Consider the following 14,826-nt stretch of genomic DNA (forward strand, 5'->3'; position numbering starts at 1 on the left):
TTTCACGTAGGCACAAAGACAGCTATTCTGCTGTCCTCGTTGCCTGCCTATGGATTTGCCCCAACTTACTCTCCTTAACTTTCTGGTAACGGTGTACTTAACCGGCGTAATCTGGACGGTGCAGCTGGTGCATTACCCCGGCTTTGCCCAGGCTAACCCCGACACATTTCCGGAGTTTCATCAGCAGCACTCCACCCGTATTGGGTGGGTAGTGATGGGCCCCATGGTGCTGGAATTGTTGCTGGCGTGCGCCTTGGCCTGGCAGGGGCATGAGCTGGGCTTGGTCCGGTGGTGGCAGCTAGCGTTGGTGCTCTTTGTGTGGGCGGCCACTTTTTTCATCTCCGTGCCTTTCCATAACCGCTTGGCGCAGGGCTACGACTATGTGGCCATTGATGGGCTAGTGCGCACCAACTGGGCCCGCACCGTGGCTTGGACGATTCGGGCCGGCTGGCTGGGGTGGCTGCTCTGGAAAATGCTGAAGTTTGTGGGCTCTTGAGCGGCCCGTCCGCTACTACCCCTCCGCTCGGCCCAAACCTCCTCCCAACCTGTATTCCGTTTTCTGCCTCATGCTACCTCCCGCCGACGCGTTTCTGCCCGAACTCATTTTCCAAACCAGCCGCAGCAGTGGACCCGGCGGCCAAAACGTAAACAAAGTAGAGTCAAGAGTAGAGTTGCGCTTTCGCATTCCGGAATCGGAGCTGCTTACTGAGGAGCAAAAGCAAACACTACTGCAAAAGTTGGCCTCACGCCTGACCACGGAAGGCGAGTTGCTGATTTCAGCGCAGGAAGACCGGAGCCAGCTGCGCAACAAGGAAACGGCACTCCGCAAATTTCATGAAACGCTCCAGAAAGCCCTGCACAAGCCCAAGGCCCGCAAAGCCACTAAGCCCAGCAAAGGCGCCGTGCGCCAGCGCCTGGAGTCCAAGAAAAAGCACGGCGAAAAAAAGGCCAACCGCGGCAAGCTCGATTTTTAGCTTGAAGCGGTTGGCCCGAATAACAGGGGTAGTACGTTAGGTTCTGGGCTACGCTTACAACAGCGTGCCGCTGAGCACGAACGTGGCCACCGAGAAGTAAATAATCAGGCCCGTTACGTCTACCAGCGTGGCAACGAACGGCGCCGAAGCAGTGGCGGGGTCAAGGCCCAGGCGCTTAAGCAGCATGGGCAGCATAGCCCCAGCCAAGGCTCCCCACAGCACAATGCCTAGCAGCGAGAAGCCGACCGTGATGGAAATCAGCTGCCAGTACTGCCCGAAGTAGCCGGGGTCGATAACGGTGGCCCACAGCACAATGCGCAACGAGCCTACTACCCCCAGAATCAAACCTAACAGCAAACCCGAGAGTAGCTCCCGGCGCATTACCAGCCACCAGTCAGCTATTTGAAACTCGCCCAAGCTCATGGCCCGGATGATAAGGGAAGTAGCCTGCGAGCCGGCGTTGCCACCCGCCGAGATAATCAGCGGAATAAACAAGCCTAGCACGGCCGCCTTCTGTAAATCGTCCTCGAAGTGGTGCATGGCTGAGGTAGTCAGCATCTCGCCCAGCAGCAGAATCACGAGCCAGCCGGCCCGCTTCTTCACCATGCCCCAGATAGACGTGGCCAGATACGGCTCATCCAATGCCGCCGAGCCACCCAGCTTCTGTATGTCTTCGGTATCCTCTTCTTCCCGAATATCCAGGATGTCGTCAATGGTCACGATGCCGAACAGCACGCCCTCGTCGTTTACCACGGGCAGCGCTACCCGGTCGTTGCGCCGGAACACCTCAATGGCCTCCTCCTGGTCCTGCATGATGTTCAGCTCCACAAAGCGGCGGTCCATCATGTCGCCCACGCGCTTTTGTGGGTCAGCCAGCAACAGCTCCCGAATCCGGATATCGTCAATCAGCACGCCACGCTCATCGGTTACGTACAGCACACTCAGGGTTTCCGACTGGCCCCCGTGCCGCCGGATGTAATCAAGCACCTGCTGCACCGTCCAGCTTTCCCGGATGGCAATGTAGTCGGGCGTCATCAGGCGGCCCACCGAGTACTCGGGGTAGCCCAGCAGCTCCAGCGTCACTTTGCGCTCCGGCTCCGACAGCGTCTGGATCAGCTCCCGCACCAGCTCATCGGGCAGAAACTCGAGCAGCGCCGTCCGGTCGTCGGGCGACATCTCGTTCAGGATGTCGGCAATTTTATCCTGCGAGAGGTTGGCCAGAAAGTGCTTCTGAATGTCGAGGTCGAGGTACTCAAACACCTCGGTGGCCAAACTCAGCGGCAGCAGCCGGAAAATAATCAGCTGCTCGCGCTCTTCTTCCTGTTCAATCAGTTCTACTACCTCATTGGGCTCAAAGCGCTTGAGCACTTCCTTGAGTTTGAAAAACTCGCCCTCCTGAATCAGGGACGTAATATGGTCGGTAGTGGGGTGCTGATTCATGTACGGCAAGAGGAGGTTTTTCGCTAGGCAGAAGGGAGTTGGTGAGACATGCCGAACCGGCGCGCAAAAGTACCTCTTTTCGGTCCGATAAGTGGCCTGTGCAATATATTTATCCGGGCCGGTTACTAGGGGTCACCAGCGCCGGAAGCCATGATGGGTAACTACCGGAGCGGTTGCGTTTGCAAGCTCCGCCGTAACCTTACTTCGCGGCAGGCAGTTCCATACCCGGCCTATCTGCTACTTTTGGCCCGATCTGTCCTTGTCTCTGCTCTATGTCCCAGTCGTCGCCGTCTGCTGCCCTGCCCCTAGGTACTCTCATTGCCCTTGGTGGAGGCGATGATGATAACCTACTGGCGTTGCTCTGCGACATGCTGCCCAGCCCCGGCACCCCAGTTGAAATTCTGACGGTAGCATCACCGCGCGATTCGCAGGCCACGGCCGCAGCCTATGAGAAAGCACTGCGCGAGCTAGGCTGCACGGCCGCCCACCACTTGCCCATCAGTGAGCACCACCCCGCTGATGCGCCCGCCACGCTGCGCCGCCTGCGCCGGGCCGGCCTCGTGTTCTTTTCCGGCGGCGACCAAGAGCTTATTACAGAGGTATTGCGGGGTACCGAGTTTCTGCGGGTACTGCATGAGCGCTATTACACGGAGCCCAGCTTTATAGTGGCGGGCACTAGTGCTGGCGCCGCTGCCCTCACGGAATACATGCTGGTAGATGGCTACGGATGGCGCGCTCTGCGCAAAGGCGGCATCCGTACCGAATCGGGCTTGGGGCTGCTGCCGCGCCTGCTTATTGATCAGCACTTTATTGAGCGCGGGCGGTTCGGGCGATTAGCCCATGCGCTGCTAGCCCATCCTATGTGCCTGGGCATCGGGCTGGCCGAAGAAACCGGTATAATTGTACGAGGCGGCCAGGAGGCCGAGGTGTTTGGCGATGGGGTAGTGATGGTGGTAGATGGACACCATTTAAGGGGTAGTAATCTCGGAAAAGTAGGAAAGGGCGAGCCCGTAAGCGGGCAGGATCTGCGGGTGCACCTGCTGGTAGCGGGTCAGCACCTGAACCTAGCTTCGCGTGAGGTGCTGGCTAGCCGTGAGTAATTACTTACTGCCAGCCCAATGAAAAAGCAAGGTGTGTAGGTGCTAGGTTTGGTGCCCAAACAGACCTAGTACTTGCAAAAAGTGGCCATAGGCGCGAAAAAACAAATAATAAACTTAGTCGGCAAGCCGACTAAACCTTCATTTTTCTCCCTACATTTAGGCCTATAACCCTCAATTCTCACTCATCTCTTTCTCCGTATGAATTTAAAATATCTACTCCTCACGGGAGGGGCGCTGCTCTCGGTAACAGCGGCTTCGGCGGGTGGCTATCAGGTAACCCTCTCGGGCCAGAAGAATAATGGCATGGGCGGTGTAGGTGTAGGCTTGTCGCTGGATCAGGCGGCCATGTTCTATAACCCCGGCGCATTGGCTATGGTAAAGGACCGCGGCGTGCAGATAGGGGTGAATGCTACGATGGCCCGCAGCGCGTTTGTGGCCGAAGGCGGCAGCCAGCAGCGGGAGTTGCGCAACACCGTAACTACTCCCTTCAACGTGTATGCTGGCTTTGGCCCTACGGAAGGTAAATTCCGCGCTGGTATTGCTGTATACACGCCTTTCGGTAGCCAGCTGCAGTACGCTGAGGGCTGGGAAGGCCGTACGGCTCTCACGGACATCGATCTGAAGTCGATTTTTGTGCAGCCCACCGTGAGCTACGCTATTACTGACCAGTTGAGCGTGGGCGCCGGCCTAGTAGTGTTGGCATACGGAGCCGTAAACCTGCAGCGCGATATTCCATTGCCTGATTCCTACGGGCACATTGAGCTGGATGGTAAAGCCGAAACCAAGCTGGGCTTCAACGCCGGCCTGTTCTTTAAGCCATCCGAGAAGTTTACCCTGGGCATCAACTACCGCTCGAAAATTGACGCGCAGGTAAAAGACGGCGACGTAACGTTCTCCGGCATTCCGGCCACGTTCACCTCACGTTTCCAGGCTACCAAGTTTGGTGCTACGCTCCCCCTGATTGCTACTACCAGCGTGGGTATTGGCATCATGCCTAACGATAAGCTGACCATTGGCTTTGACGTGAACTTGGCCCATTGGAGCGAGTACCGTTCTCTGCGCTTTGATTTCGACCAGCAAATCAATGGCGCTACATTCAGTGAGTCGAAGCGCAACTACGAAGATGCTCTGACCTTCCGCCTCGGCGGCCAGTACAAACTCACCGAGGGCCTGACCGTGCGTGCCGGTGGCGCCTACGACGAGACGCCGGTGAGAGACGGTTTTGTAACGCCCGAAACGCCCGATAACGACCGCCTCAGCGGCACGGCCGGTGCTACCTACGCCTTCGGCAAATTTGGCGTCGACTTGTCGGTGCAGTATGTGGGTATCCGGAAGCGGACCGAAACGCAGGAGCAGCTAGTGAACAATAACACTACTGACCGTGTAGCCGGCACCTACAAAACCAACATCGTTATTCCGGGCATCGGCCTGACCTACGCTTTCTAATTGCGACTCGCTCTCTGACCCATGAATACTTCCCTGTTTCGCAAATTTTCGCCCTTCGCTGCACTGCTCGGGCTGGGCTTTACTGCCTGCCAGCCTGATTTAGAAGACGATTTCAAGCCCAGCAGCGGCACGGCTAATTTCGCTACCTACATTGCCGTAGGTAACTCCCTTACGGCCGGCTTCTCTGACAATGGCTTATATCTGGAAGGACAGCAAAAGTCGTATCCGGCTATTCTGGCCATGCAGTTCCAGAAGGTAGGCGGTGGCAATTTCGTCCAGCCTCTCTTCACGGCAGCACAGAGCAACGGCAGCGGCTATTTGCGGCTGACCGGCTTTGATAGCAACGGCAACCCTCAGATTGGTAGTGTAGCCCCCAATGCCGTTGTAGGTCTTGGTGCCGATGGCAAAACGCCCCTACTAGCTAAGTACACGGGCACCGATAACCAAAACCTGGGCGTACCCGGCATCCGGGTGGCCGATGTTACCACGGCCGGTTACGGTCTGGATAACCCTGTTGGCTTCAACCCTTACTTCGAGCGCCTGTTGGGCACCTCACCAGCTTCATACCTGCAGTATGTACAGGAGCGTGTAAGCACGTTAAAGCCCACCTTCTTCAGCAACTGGCTGGGTAACAACGATGTACTAGGTTACGCCACTTCCGGCGGCACCGGTGCACCGCTGACTTCCGTTGCTGATTTTACTGCCAAATACAATCAGGTAGTAGATGCTTTGACGGCTAATGGCGCCAAAGGAGTAGTAGCTACCATTCCGAGCGTAACCAACGTACCTTACTTTACTACTGTACCTACGGCTGCCGTTATTGCCCAAGTAAGAGCTACTCCTATTCCGCCAGCCTTGGTGCCTACTATAGTGGCCGCCTTAGGTCTGCCAGAAGGTAGCCCTCTGCCTCCCGGCACCCGCTTTGGCCTGTACGTTACCACTGGCACCGCTGCCGCTCCCGTTAAGCGGGAAGCTACTGCCAATGACCTGCTGGTGCTAACGGCTCGCTCGGTTATCAATACGCCATCGGCAACCAGCCCATTCCCTAACGGTATTGGTCTGGTAATTCCAGATGCTCCGGCTCCTGTTGCTGGTGCCTTAGCTAACCTCTCCAATGCGTTGCCAAGCTCTCTGGTGCTGGATGCTACGGAAGTAGCTGCCGTGACCAGCCGCACCAACGCGCTGAATACGGTTATCACGAGCACTGCGACTGCAAAAGGCTTGGCAGTTTTTGATGCCAACAGCTTCTTCACGCGCGTAGCAACGTCTGGTATATTTACGAACGGCGTAAACAACACTGCTGGCTTTATCAGCGGCAACTTGTTCTCGCTGGATGGTGTGCACCCCACGCCTCGTGGCTACGCCATTATCGCCAACGAAATGATTAAGGCCATCAATACCAAATACAACGCTGGTGTTCCTCAGGTAAACCCGAACGATTACCGCGGCGTCGACTTCCCGCAGTAGTACTAGGGTTATTAGTATGCAAAAGCCCTCTCCTGCAAGTAGGAGAGGGCTTTTCTTTTGCTTATAATTTCGTTAGGAAAGCTGAACTGGCTGCAACACTTCGGGCAGCTCTGGAGAAGGCTCGCCGGCCAGCCGGGCCGCAATTACCTGGGCGTGGTAGCGCCCATTCTCTATAAACCAGCGGCTGGTGTTCAGGCCGCCGCATACCGTGCCGGCCAGGTACACGCCGGGTAGGTTGGTTTCCAGCGTGTCGGCATCGTGGGTAGGGGTTTGGGCGGCATCGGTTTGGCACGTGATGCCTAGGGCCGTTAGGAAGCGGAAGTCGGGGTGGTAGCCGGTGAGGGCGTACACGTAGCTAGCGGGTAGCGCCAAGGGGCCTTCCGGAGTTTGCAGCTCTATGGTTTCGGGCGTGATGCGCTGCACTGTGGTATTGAAAAGCGCCTTGATGCGGCCTTCCTTAATACGGTTTACTAGGTCGGGCCGAATCCAGTACTTCACCGACTGGCTGATGTCCTCGCCCCGAATGACCATCGTGACATCGGCGCCGGCGCGCAGCAGCTGGAGTGCGGCTTTGGCAGAGGAGTTCTTAGCGCCAATTACTACTACCCGTTGCCCAGTGTGTGCATACGGCTCTTTGTAATAATGGCTGACGTGGGGCAGGTCTTCGCCGGGCACCTGCAGGTAGTTCGGCACATCGTAAAAGCCCGTGGCCACCACCACGAAGCGGCAGCTGATGCGGCCTTTCTCCGTCACTACCTCGTAACGGCTTGGGTCGCCTTCGAGGCCTAGTACCCGCTCATAGAGGCGCAGGTGTAAGTTCTCGGCAAAGGCCACGCGGCGGTAATAGTCGAGGCCATCTTCGCGCAAGGGCTTGTAGTGGCTGGTGGGGAAGGGGTGCCCCCCAATTTCCAGCAGCTCTGGCGTCGAGAAAAACTCCATATTGGTAGGGTAACCAATAATGGAGTTCACGAGGGCACCCTTATCTACTACGCAAGCCGTAAGCCCGCGCCGCTGCACCTCAATGGCACACGCCAGCCCTACCGGCCCGGCCCCGATTACAACTACGTCGAAGCGAGAATTTGTTGTCATATGCTATACTACCGACGAGAGGCATGAGAGTTTAAACTCTGTTGCTGTAGCCAGGCTTCTGTTCCGATGTTACCGGCGTTTTAGCGCGCGAAGGGCTCCTGTGGACCAGAGCGCCCAGCCCATCAGCACGGGTTGGAAAAATAACCGACCTAGCCGCTTCGCATCCGTATCCAGGCCGAAAGCGGAAATGTGGTGCGTGTACTGGTGAACGTTGCCCGGAAATACAGCTGCATAAAATGCTGCTAGCCCTAAGCCCATACGTATTCGGTTTCGCCCTTTTAAGGTTAGCAAAGCCAGTCCCAATCCAATTTCCACTACTCCTGAAGCCAAAACGATACTGTCTTTATCCAGCGGAATAAAGTCGGGTACCTGAGCCTGAAACTCCTGGCGGGCAAACGTGAGGTGTCCGGTGCCGGCAACGACCATAAAGGTGCCTAGCAGGCCACGAGCAATGTTTTGTAAGGTAGTAGTGTGCGTATTTTCTAACATACAAAGGGCACTGGGAAAGGCCCAGCCGTGGGGTATACGGCCCCCCGGCCGGACCGGATACCCAGGTTAGTGTGCTTGCAGCCAGTTGCGGCCCGTGCCTACTTCTACCTCCAAGGGCACACCGTGGGGCAGGAGCAGGGCCGTAGTCATCAGCTCCTTGATTTTGGGCGTGATGAACTCCACTTCTTCCTGCACGGCATCAAACACCAGTTCGTCGTGCACCTGCAGAATCATCTTGGTGCCCAGTTTCTCTTCAATCAGCCAGTCGTGGATGTTGATCATGGCCTTCTTGATGATGTCGGCGGCGGTGCCTTGTATGGGCGCGTTGATGGCGTTGCGCTCGGTGTAGCCGCGCAGGGTAGCATTGCGCGAGTTGATGTCGCGGAGGTAGCGGCGGCGCCCTAGTAGCGTTTCGGCGTATTCCAGCTCGCGCGCTTTGTTGATGCTGTCGTCCATGAACTTCTTCACCGAGTAGAACTCCTCGAAATACGTGTCGATGATTTCGGTGGCTTCCTTGCGCGAGATGCCGATGCGCTGGGCCAAGCCAAAGGCTGAAATGCCGTAGATGATACCGAAGTTGACCGTTTTGGCCTTGCGGCGCATTTCGCTGTCCACCTGATCGAGGGGCACTTTGAATACTTTGCTGGCGGTGCTGGTATGGATGTCGAGGCCCTGGCGGAAGGCTTCAATCATGGTTTTGTCGCCCGAGAAGTCGGCCATAATGCGCAGCTCCACCTGTGAGTAGTCGGCGGCCAGCAGCACGTGCTTATCATCGCGGGGTACAAACGCCTTGCGAATTTCGCGGCCTTTTTCTGTCCTGATGGGGATATTTTGGAGGTTGGGGTTGGTGGAGCTCAGGCGGCCCGTGGCGGTTACGGCCTGGTTGAAGCTGGTGTGCACGCGGCCATCCAACTCGCACACCAGCTGGGGCAGCGCCTCCACGTAGGTAGAGCGCAGCTTGGTTAGCTGGCGGTGCTCCAGAATGAGACTGGCAATGGGCGCATCGGCGGCCAGCTGGCTCAAAATTTCCTCGCCGGTAGCGTACTGGCCCGTTTTGGTTTTCTTGATTTTGCCGCCGCCTAGGCCCATTTTATCAAACAACACCTCACCGAGCTGCTTCGGCGAGCCAATGTTGAATTCCTGGCCGGCTTCGGCAAAAATCTGCTTCTCCATTTCCTGGATGTAGCCCTGCAACTCGGCTGAATATTCGCCCATGGCGCCGGAGTCAATCTTCACACCCTCATACTCAATGTCGGCTAGCACCGGCACGAGCGGATTTTCTACCTCGTTCAGCAGATTCAGCAAGCCTACTTCCTTGAGTAAGGGCTCGAATACGTGCTTGAGCTGCAAGGTCACGTCGGCATCTTCGCAGGCGTAGTCTGATACTTCGGCCGGTGGCAGATCTGCCATGGTTTTCTGCTTTTTGCCTTTGGGGCCGATGAGCTCCGTGATGCTGACGGGCGTGTAGTGCAGGTAGGTTTCGGCCAGCACATCCATGTTGTGGCGCATGTCGGGCTCTAGCAGGTAGTGGGCCAGCATAGTGTCGAAGAGCTGGCCGCGCATCTGCACGCCGTAGTGCTTCAGTATGGTCAGGTCGTACTTGATGTTCTGGCCGATTTTGAGAATATGCTCGGCATCGAAGAAGGGCCGGAACTCATCTACCAACGCCTGCGCAGCTTCCTGGTCATCGGTCGGGACGGGCACGTAATACGCCTCGCCGGGCAGCCAGCAAAACGACAGACCTACAAGGCGCGCCGTCATGGTATCGAGGCCAGTAGTTTCGGTATCGAAGCTGACCTCGGTTTGCTGCAACAGGAACCCTAGTAAAGACTGGCGCAGCTCGGGCGTATCGATGAGGTGATAGTTGTGCGGAACATCCTGCAGGGTGCGGCGTGGGCCCGAGGGAGCGCCAAAGCTGCCGGTTTCGCCTTCCTCGGTGGCAATAGCCACGGCCGCATCGGCCGAAGACCCGAACAGGCTGCCCTGGCCTTCCGTGACCTTAGGCCGGCGGGCACCCCTAGGGGTTGGGGCAGCGCTGGTACCGGCCGCGCTACCCCCGCCCAGCACCCGAGCCGCCAATTGCCGGAACTCCAGCTCATCAAACAGTTGGCGCAGTTCTTCGGCGTTGGGCTCTTCCAGCACCAATTTGTCGGCCTCAAACTCAATCGGGACGTCGAGGTGAATAGTTGCCAGTTCTTTGCTTAGCAGGCCCTGCTCAGCGAAGTTGCGCACGTTTTCCTGCTGCTTGCCTTTGAGCTTATCTACGTTGGCAATCAGGTTTTCAACGGAGCCAAACTCTTGCACCAGCTTCTTGGCGGTTTTTTCGCCGATGCCCGGAATGCCCGGAATGTTGTCGGAGGCGTCGCCCTGCAACCCCAGAATGTCAATTACCTGCTCCACGCGCTCAATCTCGAAGCGCTCCAGCACGTGCTTCACATCCAGTACCTCCGCCGCATTGCCCATAAAAGCGGGCCGGTAAATCTTGATGCAGTCCGTCACGAGCTGGCAGTAATCTTTGTCGGGTGTCATCATAAACACCTCGCCAAAGCCTTGTTTTTCAGCGCGCTGGGCCAAGGTGCCAATTACGTCATCGGCCTCAAAGCCATTCACCATCAGAATTGGGATGTTGAAGGCCTTGATGATTTTCTTGATGTAGGGAATGGCTAGCCCAATATCCTCGGGCATAGCCTGGCGCTGGGCTTTGTACTCGGCAAACTGCTCGTGGCGGAAGGTTTTTTTCTGGGCATCGAAGGCTACGCCAATGTGGGTCGGCTTTTCCTTCAGCAACACTTCTACCAGGGTGTTCGTGAAGCCCAAGATGGCCCCCGTATTCAGTCCTTTGGAGTTCACGCGCGGGTTTTTGCTGAAGGCAAAGTGCGCGCGGTAAATCAGGGCGAAGGCGTCGAGTAGGAAAAGCTTGTGGGGCTGGTTAGCGGCGGAGGCGTCAGGAGTCATAGGAGGGCGAAGGTACGGAAGAGGATTGGGCGGAAGATAGGGGGTAGCAGGAGAGGCGCGCTACTGTAAACGCGGCTGGCCGCCCCATGTTCCGTTGAAAGTGCTGGGCAGCGCGAAGCAAGCGTACTTTGCAGCATGAAAACTATCTGGCTTCTTTGGGTTTTGCTTGTTTCGGGGCTTCATGGGGCATGGGCCCAGGCGGTTACCGCTTCCGCGCGACCTAGTATGGCGGAGCACGCCAAACTAGTAGCGGCATTTCAGCAGGAGCTGAACGCTGAGTACCAGGATTCGCTTAAATCGCCATTACCGGCCCCGGTGCGCCTCACCTTCACGGGGCTGCCGTTTTACCCCATCAACTACAGCGCCTGCGTAGAGGCTCGCTTCATCCCTGACTCGTTGGGGGCGCCCTTCAGCATGGAAACTAGCACCGCTCGCCGCCCGCTGTACCGCAAATACGGCGAGCTACACTTCCAACTGCAAGGCAAAAAGCACAAGCTGACCGTATACCAAAGCCTGGATTTGCAAAGCAACCCTGAGTACCGCGACTACCTGTTTGTGCCCTTTACCGACCGCACCAATGGCCACGGCAGCTACGGCGGTGGCCGCTACCTCGACCTGCGCCGCGGCCAAATCCGGGACGGAAAACTGGTACTAGATTTCAACCGCGCATACAATCCCTATTGTGCCTACGGCGGCCAATATTCCTGCCCTGTGCCTCCCCCCGAAAACCGCTTGCCTGTGGCCATTCAGGCCGGTGTAATGCACGACCACTAGGTCCTCATATGGCTGAAAGTCACTTCAAGCCTTTAATTCAGAGTTGCTTTAGGAGCGTATAGACTTGCGGAGGTTGTCGGTCTGCTCGATAATGTTAAAAAATTACAGTGAAAATCAGATAAAAGCCATTTTATGTTAATAAAGAATATTATTCACGCCATTTATAGAATTGCGTACAGAATCCAGGTTTCCAACTACGATTCTAAAGAAAGTGCACGAGAGCACGCAGTGGGAATCTCAACTTTTGTTGTGGTATTTTATTCTTATCCTGTTATTTATTTTATACTGAGATTAGTGACGCTTAAAACAAGCCTATTGTTTACACTTATGTATGGGTTTGTTGTTTATTTTATTACAAGAAATCAAATAAAAAGTATATTAAAAGAAGTAACAAATGCGAAAAATGTGTATAATAAATCAAGTAGATTATTTGTAATTGTTATAGGCCTTATTTTGGTGTTAAGCCCTGTGTTTTTTGTCTATTCGATTGAACTATTGAAAAAATATATTTTCATTAAATGAATGCTTATAATCATTTTACAAGCATTCATTTAATACATTATTGTTTTATGCCATACCGGAGGTTATACCCAAAGCAGCTTTCAGCCATGAGATAGGCTAGTAAACCAAACGGTTACAACGCCTGGTTTACCTGGAATGTGAGGCTAGTGCTGCCCGCGAGGCCATTGGCTGCTAGGCCCTGAAAGACGACGAAGTACGTGCCGGCTTGGTCAGAAGTGTAAAAGTCGAGGGTACGTGCAGCATTGCTAGTGGTGACGTTGGGGTTCCAGTACAGCAAATTACGCTGGTCAGCGAGGCGGTTTTGCTTTTCCTGGGGCGTATCGTAGCGCGGCGCGAAAAACTCGCGCTGCAACTGTACGCCTTCATACTCCTGAATCAGGGCCCGCGGATCTACCTCATAGCCTTGCAGATTGCCTTTGTAGGTGGTAAAGCTCACGATACCGCTGTACATCAGGCGGCCCTGGAAATAGCGGCTGTCAAGTACTTCCAATTTCTCGATCTTGAGCGGATCAACGGCCATGATTTTATTGGTGTTGAACACCGGAACGCCATCGAGCAGTACCAGCGGCGGATCCGTGAAAATTGTGCGGTTCGGGTTATCGAGCACCGTGAAGTGAAAGCCGTCTTTTTTCATGCGCACCTTCACGCCCGGTACGTATTCGCGCATTACTTCCTCCATTACTTTAAAGCGCGTGTAGTCATCGAGCCGATAGCTTTCATCAGGCTTGCCAAAGAAGGCGACGCTGTCGGTGACGGGCAGGGTGTAGAGGGAGTTGTATTTGCGGAAATACGCATTCTGCACCTGTGTTTGCACGTGACGCTGGGCAAAGTCGGCTTTAAAGCGCGGGTACGGCATGAACGGCCGGCTGAGTGTAGTGGCCGCATACTGCTTTGAAAACGGCGAGAATATTTCCAACTGGTACGTGCTGTCGCGCTGGGTATTGGTCTGGACTACAATGTCGCGTGCGCCGTAGAAGTCGCTCATTTCAAACTGCACGCTGCCATCGGCCGCGCTAATAGAGTTGCTAAGCCGAACTAGGCGGCTGGGCGACGCCAGATAGGCCGGAATATCGGCGGCGGGCTTACCCGTCCCTTTCTGCGTTATCCGGCCCCGAATTAGATGGCCTCTCAGCTCCGGCAGATACTGGAAGTTCAGTGGCTTGTTCGAGAGCATATCTTCCCACCGAAAGCGGCTCCAACCGTGCGTCAGCATCAGGTTTTCCGTGGCTTCGGCTACTTCCGGGCTGGCGTTGGTGAAGTAGTAATCGGGATTTTCCACGGCGCCTTTCAAGTCAGAGGCTAACCAGAGGTAGCTCAAAATACTAGGGTTCGCTACGGCCGAAAGCGAATCAAGCCGATATACCGCCATTGAAAGGTTAGCCGGTTGGACCGTAGCGGAGGAGGTAGTGGTGGCTACCTGCACACTCACTTTGTCGCGGAGGGCGTACTGGAGCTTGTCGGTTTTGGCGTTGATGACCAGATTTTGCTTAGGCTGCACAAAGTACAACCGCTCACACACCGGCTGGCGGCTGGCGTTGAAAACAGTGAAGTGCGAAATTCCCTCCGGTAGCTCCTTCTTATTGATCACAAACTCGGCACGGCCCTGTGTCAGGATAGCGCTGGCTTGCACCGAGAGTTGCTGCCGTGCGTGGCCCAGCAGAAAAATAGTTTCGGGAGCTGTTTGGCCCGCGCCGGCCTGTACTGAAATGGTAAGCTGCTCGGACTTGTTGTCTGAAAGGCGCATGACGTAGCCTTGGGGCTGGGCAAGGGGTAGGCGGCTAGGCACTACGCGTCCGTTGGGCAGCTTCACGGCGGCGGTGTAGGCGTAGTTATCGAGAGCAGGAGTAAGCTGAAACGAGCCCATGCCATAGCGCAGAGTTTTGAAGTTGCTCAGCGGTTTGCCGTTGGTATCGAGCACCGTGCCTTCAGCCGCCACGCCCTTGCCATTTTTATCCGTCACCTTAAATGCCACGCGGCTAGGTATCCCTTTTACTAAGTGGCCACCTTCCGGGAAAAACTGCACGTCGTACGACGAAGTATCGAGGGTGGAAACCACACCGGAGGCCCGGAACGTGTTTACTATCGTTACGGGGCTGTGGAAGTAGAATTCAGGGCTGAAATTCTTCATCCAGCTGGTGTAGGCCCGCACCGTGTAGCTGCCGGAGTTAAGGGACGAGGGCAACTGAAACGAGCCCTGCCCAGTAGCATTCTTCAGCGGAATTTTGCCTTGCAGCACGGCCTGCTGGTTTTTGTCTAGCACCTCTACATACACTACCGTGCTCAAAGGCAGCGGTTTGGCATAGGTGCCATCTGTGGCGTATACCTTAAACCACATGGTTTCGCCGCTGAGGTACAGCGGACGGTCGAGGTGCAGGAACACTTTTTCCTGAAGCGTCTTCTGCTGATACTGCGTAAACCGGCGGGCTAAGCTTTGCAGCGAATCGGACTGGGCCTGAACGGTTTGGGCGCTAACCAGCCCTATTAGTAAGGCCCCGACCGCATGATAATGAAAGAAGGATAGGCGCATAAAAGAAATAGAGCTGGGCATACACGTTGGAAAGAAAGGCAGA

The 14,826-nt window shown here is 55.7% G+C and carries 11 protein-coding genes; 6 read left to right on the forward strand and 5 right to left on the reverse strand.

What is annotated here, in order from left to right:
• Positions 1 to 49 precede the first annotated feature (49 nt).
• Positions 50 to 496, forward strand: a complete 447-nt coding sequence (locus ACYVHC_RS16835; RefSeq protein WP_460614954.1) for a hypothetical protein — start codon at positions 50 to 52, stop codon at positions 494 to 496.
• A gap of 70 nt (positions 497 to 566) precedes the next feature.
• The gene (gene arfB / locus ACYVHC_RS16840) at positions 567 to 974 is read left to right on the forward strand and encodes an aminoacyl-tRNA hydrolase (RefSeq protein ID WP_460614955.1); all 408 of its coding nucleotides are present in this window, start codon (positions 567 to 569) and stop codon (positions 972 to 974) included.
• 54 nt (positions 975 to 1,028) lie between these two features.
• On the opposite strand, the gene mgtE is transcribed toward arfB, so the two are convergent.
• Entirely contained in the window at positions 1,029 to 2,414 is a 1,386-nt protein-coding gene (gene mgtE, locus ACYVHC_RS16845) for a magnesium transporter (protein ID WP_460614956.1), read from the reverse strand.
• Between the two features lie 272 nt (positions 2,415 to 2,686).
• Between mgtE and ACYVHC_RS16850 the strand changes: the two genes are divergently transcribed.
• The 3 genes from ACYVHC_RS16850 (at position 2,687) to ACYVHC_RS16860 (ending at position 6,427) form a co-directional block, all read left to right on the forward strand.
• Entirely contained in the window at positions 2,687 to 3,514 is an 828-nt protein-coding gene (locus tag ACYVHC_RS16850) for a cyanophycinase (protein ID WP_460614957.1), read from the forward strand.
• Positions 3,515 to 3,712: 198 nt separating this feature from the next.
• The gene (locus ACYVHC_RS16855; RefSeq protein ID WP_460614958.1) at positions 3,713 to 4,960 is read left to right on the forward strand and encodes an OmpP1/FadL family transporter; all 1,248 of its coding nucleotides are present in this window, start codon (positions 3,713 to 3,715) and stop codon (positions 4,958 to 4,960) included.
• Between the two features lie 21 nt (positions 4,961 to 4,981).
• A complete protein-coding gene (locus tag ACYVHC_RS16860) occupies positions 4,982 to 6,427 on the forward strand; it encodes an SGNH/GDSL hydrolase family protein (RefSeq protein WP_460614959.1) in 1,446 nt (481 codons plus the stop codon).
• Between the two features lie 72 nt (positions 6,428 to 6,499).
• On the opposite strand, the gene ACYVHC_RS16865 is transcribed toward ACYVHC_RS16860, so the two are convergent.
• The 3 genes from ACYVHC_RS16865 to polA all read right to left on the reverse strand — a co-directional run bounded on the left by ACYVHC_RS16865 (position 6,500) and on the right by polA (position 10,960).
• The gene (locus ACYVHC_RS16865) at positions 6,500 to 7,516 is read right to left on the reverse strand and encodes a YpdA family putative bacillithiol disulfide reductase (protein ID WP_460614960.1); all 1,017 of its coding nucleotides are present in this window, start codon (positions 7,514 to 7,516) and stop codon (positions 6,500 to 6,502) included.
• 69 nt (positions 7,517 to 7,585) lie between these two features.
• Complete coding sequence (locus ACYVHC_RS16870; protein WP_460614961.1) at positions 7,586 to 8,005, reverse strand: DoxX family protein; 420 nt, start codon at positions 8,003 to 8,005, stop codon at positions 7,586 to 7,588.
• A gap of 66 nt (positions 8,006 to 8,071) precedes the next feature.
• Complete coding sequence (gene polA / locus ACYVHC_RS16875) at positions 8,072 to 10,960, reverse strand: DNA polymerase I (protein WP_460614962.1); 2,889 nt, start codon at positions 10,958 to 10,960, stop codon at positions 8,072 to 8,074.
• A gap of 135 nt (positions 10,961 to 11,095) precedes the next feature.
• Here polA and ACYVHC_RS16880 point away from each other — a divergent pair, with 135 nt between their 5' ends.
• A complete protein-coding gene (locus ACYVHC_RS16880; RefSeq protein ID WP_460614963.1) occupies positions 11,096 to 11,734 on the forward strand; it encodes a DUF1684 domain-containing protein in 639 nt (212 codons plus the stop codon).
• 634 nt (positions 11,735 to 12,368) lie between these two features.
• Here the strand turns inward: ACYVHC_RS16880 and ACYVHC_RS16885 are convergent.
• Positions 12,369 to 14,804, reverse strand: a complete 2,436-nt coding sequence (locus ACYVHC_RS16885; protein WP_460614964.1) for an MG2 domain-containing protein — start codon at positions 14,802 to 14,804, stop codon at positions 12,369 to 12,371.
• Positions 14,805 to 14,826 lie beyond the last annotated feature (22 nt).

Source organism: Hymenobacter seoulensis, from assembly GCF_054780535.1.